The sequence below is a fragment of the Methylobacterium sp. J-092 genome (assembly GCF_022829325.1).
GTDB lineage: Bacteria > Pseudomonadota > Alphaproteobacteria > Rhizobiales > Beijerinckiaceae > Methylobacterium.
Window position 1 is genome coordinate 1 of record NZ_JAKSXU010000035.1, and the last position, 6744, is coordinate 6744.

The 6744-nt window shown below is 62.3% G+C and carries 5 protein-coding genes and 4 pseudogenes; 5 read left to right on the top strand and 4 right to left on the bottom strand.

Annotated features, from left to right (window positions below; translation table 11 throughout):
• Positions 1-282 precede the first annotated feature (282 nt).
• The 4 genes and pseudogenes from MKK60_RS01195 to MKK60_RS01210 all read left to right on the top strand — a co-directional run.
• Positions 283-432 (top strand): annotated as a pseudogene (locus MKK60_RS01195) (recombinase family protein); the annotation flags it as partial.
• 390 nt (positions 433-822) lie between these two features.
• The gene (locus MKK60_RS01200) at positions 823-1479 is read left to right on the top strand and encodes a ParA family protein (RefSeq protein ID WP_243983563.1); all 657 of its coding nucleotides are present in this window, start codon (positions 823-825) and stop codon (positions 1477-1479) included.
• Between the two features lie 52 nt (positions 1480-1531).
• A complete protein-coding gene (locus MKK60_RS01205; protein ID WP_243983564.1) occupies positions 1532-1741 on the top strand; it encodes a ribbon-helix-helix domain-containing protein in 210 nt (69 codons plus the stop codon).
• 289 nt (positions 1742-2030) lie between these two features.
• Positions 2031-2927, top strand: a complete 897-nt coding sequence (locus tag MKK60_RS01210) for a hypothetical protein (protein WP_243983565.1) — start codon at positions 2031-2033, stop codon at positions 2925-2927.
• A 918-nt stretch (positions 2928-3845) separates the two neighbouring features.
• Here MKK60_RS01210 and MKK60_RS01215 read toward each other — a convergent pair.
• Positions 3846-4211, bottom strand: a pseudogene (locus MKK60_RS01215) (DUF1810 family protein); the annotation flags it as partial.
• 176 nt (positions 4212-4387) lie between these two features.
• Here MKK60_RS01215 and MKK60_RS01220 point away from each other — a divergent pair.
• Positions 4388-5396, top strand: a pseudogene (locus MKK60_RS01220) (TRCF domain-containing protein); the annotation flags it as partial.
• A 98-nt stretch (positions 5397-5494) separates the two neighbouring features.
• On the opposite strand, the gene MKK60_RS01225 reads toward MKK60_RS01220, so the two are convergent.
• The 3 genes and pseudogenes from MKK60_RS01225 to MKK60_RS01235 all read right to left on the bottom strand — a co-directional run.
• Complete coding sequence (locus MKK60_RS01225) at positions 5495-5947, bottom strand: hypothetical protein (RefSeq protein WP_243983566.1); 453 nt, start codon at positions 5945-5947, stop codon at positions 5495-5497.
• 140 nt (positions 5948-6087) lie between these two features.
• A complete protein-coding gene (locus tag MKK60_RS01230; RefSeq protein ID WP_243983567.1) occupies positions 6088-6429 on the bottom strand; it encodes a hypothetical protein in 342 nt (113 codons plus the stop codon).
• Positions 6387-6744, bottom strand: a pseudogene (locus MKK60_RS01235) (hypothetical protein); the annotation flags it as partial. The pseudogene MKK60_RS01235 and the gene MKK60_RS01230, both read right to left, overlap by 43 nt.

Below are 6744 nucleotides of genomic sequence, written 5' to 3' on the forward strand. Positions count from 1 at the left end.
TGTCCAACCGTAGAGCTGACAAAGACGTTCCCCAAGGGTTGATGGAATACGAAAGGCCGAGGATAACCGCGGCTGCCGCGTAAATCATCGGATCTCCATCAGACGGGGAATACAGATCCAATCAAGACATATGTCCTAGACCCTTCTATGTCTGATATCCGACCGTTTTATCGACAGCCCGAACTGAAGCGTAGCGATTGATCAGAAACAGCCTCGTTTCTGTCGGAAAGCTATGACCGGTTTTCTAATGTAGATAAAACGTGCCTGAATCGATATCCTGACATGCTCGTCGGATATGCCCGCGTCTCCACTCTGGACTATAATTTCGACCTGCAGCGTGACGCGCTGAAAAGTGCCGGCTGCGAGAAGCTGTTCCAGGAGAAGAAGTCTAACAAGGCAAGGACCACGCGTCCGGAGTTCAGCCGCATTCTCTATGGCGGCTGCGATCTGGAGGCGTTGTCCGTTGATCCTTACGAATTGGCCATCCTTGAAGCCGACTGACGCTACATGTAGGGCGTCCCCTGCAGGACACGAGAATGGCTTATGGCAAGCCATAAGTGGTTTGTTGAGTGGGGCCAGTTGTCCGGGCCGAGGTTAAGGCACGCTACGCTATCCGGCCTTGACCCCGGCCCGACCGACCGGCAGTGGGCTGCCGGCGGGGCAATGTCCCGCACCGGTCGACGGTGTCGCTCATTTTTGCCACAAGCCACAAGTGGCTTAAGGTTTATGTTGTATCATAAGCCACAAATTGTATACCTCATACGATATGCCGCAAGCCATTAACCATTTGCCGTTTACCCTCGCTGTCGGAAGGATGCGCCCATGAACATACTCGCGATCGTCTCCCAGAAGGGTGGCACCGGTAAAAGTACCCTGGCGTTTTCGCTGGCGGTGGCGGCCGAGGAGCAGGGCATCCGCACCTCGATCATCGATATGGACCCGCAAGGAACGACCAAAAAATGGTACGGGCGCCGCGAGGCCGATGGAGGACCTGAGGTCAACGCCCTTAACGCCACCCAGCTCGAGCCGGCTATGCCACTGCTGCGTAAGCAGGGCATCCAGCTGGTAATCATCGACACCCCCGGTGCTGATACGCCCGGCGTCACCGCGGCGATCCAGATGGCTGATCTGTGCCTGATCCCGGCTCGTCCAAGCGTCGCTGACATCGAAGCCTCGGCGCCGACGGTCAGCGCCATTCACCGCCTCGGCAAACCGTTCTCATACGTCCTCAACCAGTGCCCGCCCGGACGCTCAATCCGCACCATGGACGCGTTCCGTGTCCTGCAGTTGACTGGCGCCGTCGCCAGCACGCCGCTGGCCATGCGGGCCGACCACATGGACGCGCTGGCGACAGGGCAGGGGGTCACCGAACGCGACATCAGCAGCAAGGCTGCGGCCGAGATCCGCGAGCTGTTGAAGTGGATGCTCAACAAGATGGAAGGGAAGCCGCATGGCCAGAAACAGACCCGCGTCGCTTGAGGCCGCCCTCAAAGGCCAACAGACACAGGAGACTGAGCCGGAGATCGCGGACGTGGTCCGGCACCAGTCCAGCGCCACGCTGGCACCCAAGGTCAAGAACTACGAACAGGTGGTCGCCTACGTGCCGACGACCTGCAAGAAGCGCCTGCGAATGATGTGCATCGAGCACGACCGCGACCTCAACTCGTTCATCCGCGAAGGCATCGACCTGATGCTCGCGAAGTACGGCCAGCCGTCGCTCAAGGAATTCGAGAGCAAATAGCCCATGGCTTATGGCGGTCGCTTGTGGCTTGTGGCTTACCACAAGCCATAAAAGTTAAGTGGTTGCAGGGCGGACAAAGACCCTCCGGAAGAAGAGAAGCGCCCGAAAAAACTTGCACATTTTTGGGGCGTATGTTCCCGTTTCTGGTGCGTTGATTCCTCATCGGCGCTAGGCTCCCCACAGGATGTCCATGCCGCCTACCCGCCCGTTGTCGCCTGAGGAAGAACAGCGCCTCGCCCGTAAGGAGCGGACCCTCCGGAACCGCCGCGGCCGGCGCAATCCGGCGAGCATGCCTACGCACCTGGCGCGGACCTCGGCCTTCGCCCCCCGCAAAAAGGATCTCATCACCGACAGCAATTTCGTCCGCATCTACGAGGTGCCGGGCTACTCGGTCGTCGAGGTGAAGGGCCGGGAGCTCGGCAGCCAGCACCGGGATGCGATCTATGCTCTGTTCCGGCTGCCCCGTGAGAAGGTCAAAGTCGACAACCCGGCCTACCGACCCGGGACGTTCATCGCCCCGGTGCTTTGGTACTACCAGACGCGCACAACCTGGCGGACGCTGATCCGCGCGATGGGACGCACCGAGCACGTCAATAACCTGCTCAGCCTCGTCCACGTGTTTCAGGAGATCCAGCAGGTCAGCGTGCTGATCCACGAGGGGCGTTCGCTTAAGGAACTCGAGGCGATCAAGAGCAAGCGCACGCGCAACATGCTGCCCGACGGCGCCGGCTCCGCGTCCTCGCTGATCACCGACCTCAGCTGGGAAGGGGCCCAGCTCGACAGCCCGGTGACAGTCACCTACGGCGCTCGCGTGCTCGAGATGATCGAGAAGGCGCATCTGGTCAGCATCAACGCCGACGTCCAGTTCCGCCTGAAATCCGACCACGCCAAGGTGTTCTGGCCGTTCATCGACAGCCAGCCCGACCACACGTTCATCGAGGAAGAGAGGCTGGCCCAGCTCTCCGGCCGCGAGCTGTGGGCACCTGAGGCGACCAGCGCCACGCGGGCGCAGTTCCGCAAGGAGTGCCGCGAGGCCTTCAAGGACATGGTCAGCGCCGGCGGCCTGTCGAAGTTTGACGAGGAGATCACCGGTTCCGGGCGCGCCAAGTCGCGCCGGTACACCTACGCCCATGCCGCACTGCGTCAGTGCGAGCTTGACCTCCCGATGGTCGATGCCATCACCTAACCCTGTGTTCCAACAGAAGCGCAACCGGAAACCACGCCCCAAATTGCCGCTCGTTGCAGCGATCGGGACCACCCGTTCCGCACAGCCGTCGACCAGCACCAGGGAAGGGGGACCCTGCATGGGAATCGTCACAGCCACGGCGGGAAAGAACGCCCCAAAAAGACGGGATCTGGCAGGGCGAAATCGGCCTGTGGATAAGTGAAACCACGCCCCAAAAGCCCGGAAACCACGCCCCAGATTGGCGGAAACCACGCCCCAAAAACCGGAAACCACGCCCCAGATTGGCGGAAACCACGCCCCAAAAAGAGGGCATAACTCACTGCAGCGACAAACGAATTTACGTATAGACCTTTTTATAGATTATTTATAGACCTTAAGAGACCTGCCCGGGCCATAGGAGTTTTGTGGAATAGAACGGGACAACCCCTGTACTCGTTGTGGGAAACGATCGTGCAGCGATAAAACGCGCCCATTATTTAGCGTAGCAAAAACCCGCTCCTTTACCCAAAACGAAATCCGCCACAGGGCGGTTAATCTTGCATGGGCTCCGCCTGTCGGCTGAAAAAGATTGGCTCTCCGAGTAGGTGAGAAGCAGATCGACCTCAGCGGCTCCTGGAAGCGTTCAGGACAGAAAGACCGACTAAGCTCCGTCGGGACATAAAAACATCGCTACGCCAGTCCTGAGAGTTTTTGACACCGCATATGGCACGGTGAGAGCGATATGAGGTCGCAAGGCGATCGCCAAACCTCTCGGACGCGAGTGCCGGTGCTGGCGACAGTGATCGCTGCGGCGCGTTTTTGGGGCGTGCTTTCCCGTGAAAGCGTAGCATTTCCGCCATTTTGGGGCGTGTGTTCCCATATTGCTTGAACGTAGCCCGAAGTGCCACAAACCATAAATGGTTTATTGCCATTGTTGCATCAAGTCTGGTCGAGCAGTCGCAACGTGCGCCTGTCGCGCTCGCCGCCAAAATACCGCTGCAGAGCGCTGCCGAACTCTGGCACCCGCGGATTCGAGGCCGCGAATAGGGTCACGCTCGAGCGATACTTCATACCATCCGGACTGCCGAAAATCTCATACGCCGTCCGGCCGGTGTCTTGGTTGACCGCGGCAGTGTAGGTTCGCAGCCGGGAAACCAGGACTGTGTGCTGCAGGTACGTCTGCGCTTTGACGAGCGTGCCGATCGCATAGCACTGCGCTATCTTGCTCAAGCCCTGGCCAGCGGTCTGTGGGAAGACGAACCACATCCAATGGCTGCGCTTGTGCCCCGCGGTCAGCTTCTGGAGGGCTTGATCGTGGCCGCCGCGCTAAGCATCAATGGAGCGGTTGAGGTCGAACGGGTCACTCACACCGAAGAAACGCCAGGGACGACAATCGGGTCCAAGCTATATTTTTGTGACTTATGGCTTGTGGCAAACCATAAATGGTGAAAGCCGCCTCATTCGGGCAGCGGCTCCCACGGGAGACCGCTCGGAAGCGTCGCGAGACCGGTGTCACGGCCATCCGACCTCCGCCGCGTGAAATAGAGCGGTTCGCGGCCGGCTTCGGCTTCCCGTCGACCCACGACCAGGCCGCGGCCTTCGACGCGGTTCTTACCGACCTCACCTCCGGGTCGCCAATGAACAACTTGGTCTGCGGTGACGTGGGCTTTGGCAAGACCGAGGTGGCGCTGCGGGCACTGGCGGCCGATGTGTTCGCTGGCCGGCAGACGGTACTCATCGCACCGACCACGGTACTCGCGCGCTAGCACGCGGAGACCCTACGCCGACGCTTCAACCGCTTCGGGATCGAGGTGGCGCAACTCTCCCGTTTCGTGCCCCCGGCTGAAGCCAAACGCGTCAAGCCGAAGCTTGCCGACGGCAATGTGCGGCTGGCTTCGTAATTAGCGCCCGCGACCTCGACCTGCGCGGGGCGGGCAATCTCGTCGGCAAGGATCAAGCCGGCCACGCCACGCTTGTCGGCCTTGGCCTCTATCGTCACCTTCTCGAACTGGCTCTTCGCATGGCTAAGGGCGAAGAGGCCGAGGATTGGTGTCCCGAGATCGAGATCGGTCTGCCCGGCGGCTTCCCCGAGGATTACGTTTCCGAGCCGGAGATCCGGCTCAGCCTCTACACCCGCCTGCTGCGTCTACCGGACTTAGAAGCGATCGAGGCGCTCGCCGGCGAGGTCGAGGACCGCTTTGGCGTTCCGCCGGCGCCGGTCACCGCCCTGGTTGCCCTTGGCGGCCTGCGCGCGGCCTGCCGCGAGTTCGGTGTTGCCCGGTTGAGCGGAGGATCACAGGGTGTGCCGTCGACCTTCAGCCAGGCGTCAAAGTGGCGCCCATTCCAGCGAAGGACGAGATCATTCTGCGCGAGAGGCAGATCATCTTCAGCCGCTCGATCCCCGAGGCCACGGAGCGCGCCACCCCGACCATGGACCTTCTCGATCGACTGCGTGCCGCCGAGGTGCGGGCTACGGGACGCACCGCATAAGGTGTTATCATTGATCTAGCACCGGGCTTCGCTGAGACCACGGCCTTCTCGGCTTACAGCGTAGGACAGCCTCTACGGGCGGTCGGTGAGCGCCACCGCTACAGGATGGCGAACAGGTCGAGTTGCAGGCTTGGCTTGCGCTTGGCTGGCCGTGCCCTGGCCCATCGAGGCAATTTCACCACCGGCAGGGATGCAGTCCCCTTGGCGTGCAGGACCGCTCCGACAATCCTGCAACCGTCTCCATAGTGGTAGACGTAAGCCCGACACGGGCCGGCCTGGAGCATCTCCTGGATCATGGGCTCGTCGTTCGGAAGCCGCTGAAGCGCATTCAGGAGGCAGGGCACACCGAGAGCGGCAACCCCGAAGGATGCGAACTCCCGCTGCCTGCCGGTCCAGATCTGGCGCTGGGCGCCTGCGCTGGTCCGAGACAGTGGGTTGTGATCCGTAAGGGTCGTGGCTGGGTCCAGCAGGAAGGCCGCGATGGCCTCGCTGTCCGCGATCTGAAGCGCCATTGCGATCGAAGCGGCGAGCTGACGCTGTGTAACCGGCACACTATTCCTTCTCCGCACGTGCCGTTCGCAGCTGCATGCGTAGCCTCGACGCGATCCACGGCCAAGGTGCGATGGTCGGCCTGCTTTCCCTGCTAATGCGGGTCGGCTCGCGGTCTGAACGTTATGGAACCTGATACGACCTATCGTTCGATGCCATGATTGCGAACGCGTTCCGGACCAAGGCGGCCGAGATGCTGGGCGAGCCGCGCCACCAGGCGACGGACCACCGGGGCCGGCACGCGGCTCAGCCGGCGCCCATAGCCGTCGATCAGGCGCCAGGCCGGCACGATCCCGTGTTCGAGCCCGAGCCACGTTGCGGCCTCGCGCAAAGCCCGTGCCGCGCGGACCGCCCGGCCGACGTCGATCCCCGCGACGACACGCGCAGGCAGCCCGACCACCCCGCCACGGACGAACGCGACCCCATCGACGGCGTAGTCGACTAACTTGGCCTTCTCGCGGTAGCTCCGCGCCTCGCGGAACATCCGCCCCAGCACCATCGTGTCGGTAGCCGGCCCTGGCGGCGCCCAGAGCCCTCGAGCAGGCGCCAGGCCAGCACGATCGCGTGTTCGAGCCCGGGCCACGTTGGGGCCTGGCGCAAAGCCCGTGCCGTGCGGGCCGCCCGGCCGACGTCGATCCCCGCGACGACACGCTCAGGCAGCCCGACCACCCCGTCACGGACGAACGCGACGCGATCGACGGCGTAGTCGACTACGTTGGCCGTCTCGCGGTAGCTGCGCGCCTCGCGGAACAGCCGCTCCAGCACCGTCGTGTCGGTCGCCGTCATCCGCGTATCCGCC

What these genes read in the sequence shown, in the direction of transcription:
- MKK60_RS01230 (WP_243983567.1), bottom strand. Translation starts at nt 6,429, where the DNA reads ATGTTCCGCGAGGCGCGGAGCTACCGCGAGAAGGCCAAGTTAGTCGAC.
- MKK60_RS01210 (WP_243983565.1), top strand. Translation starts at nt 2,031, where the DNA reads ATGCCTACGCACCTGGCGCGGACCTCGGCCTTCGCCCCCCGCAAAAAG.
- MKK60_RS01200 (WP_243983563.1), top strand. Translation starts at nt 823, where the DNA reads ATGAACATACTCGCGATCGTCTCCCAGAAGGGTGGCACCGGTAAAAGT.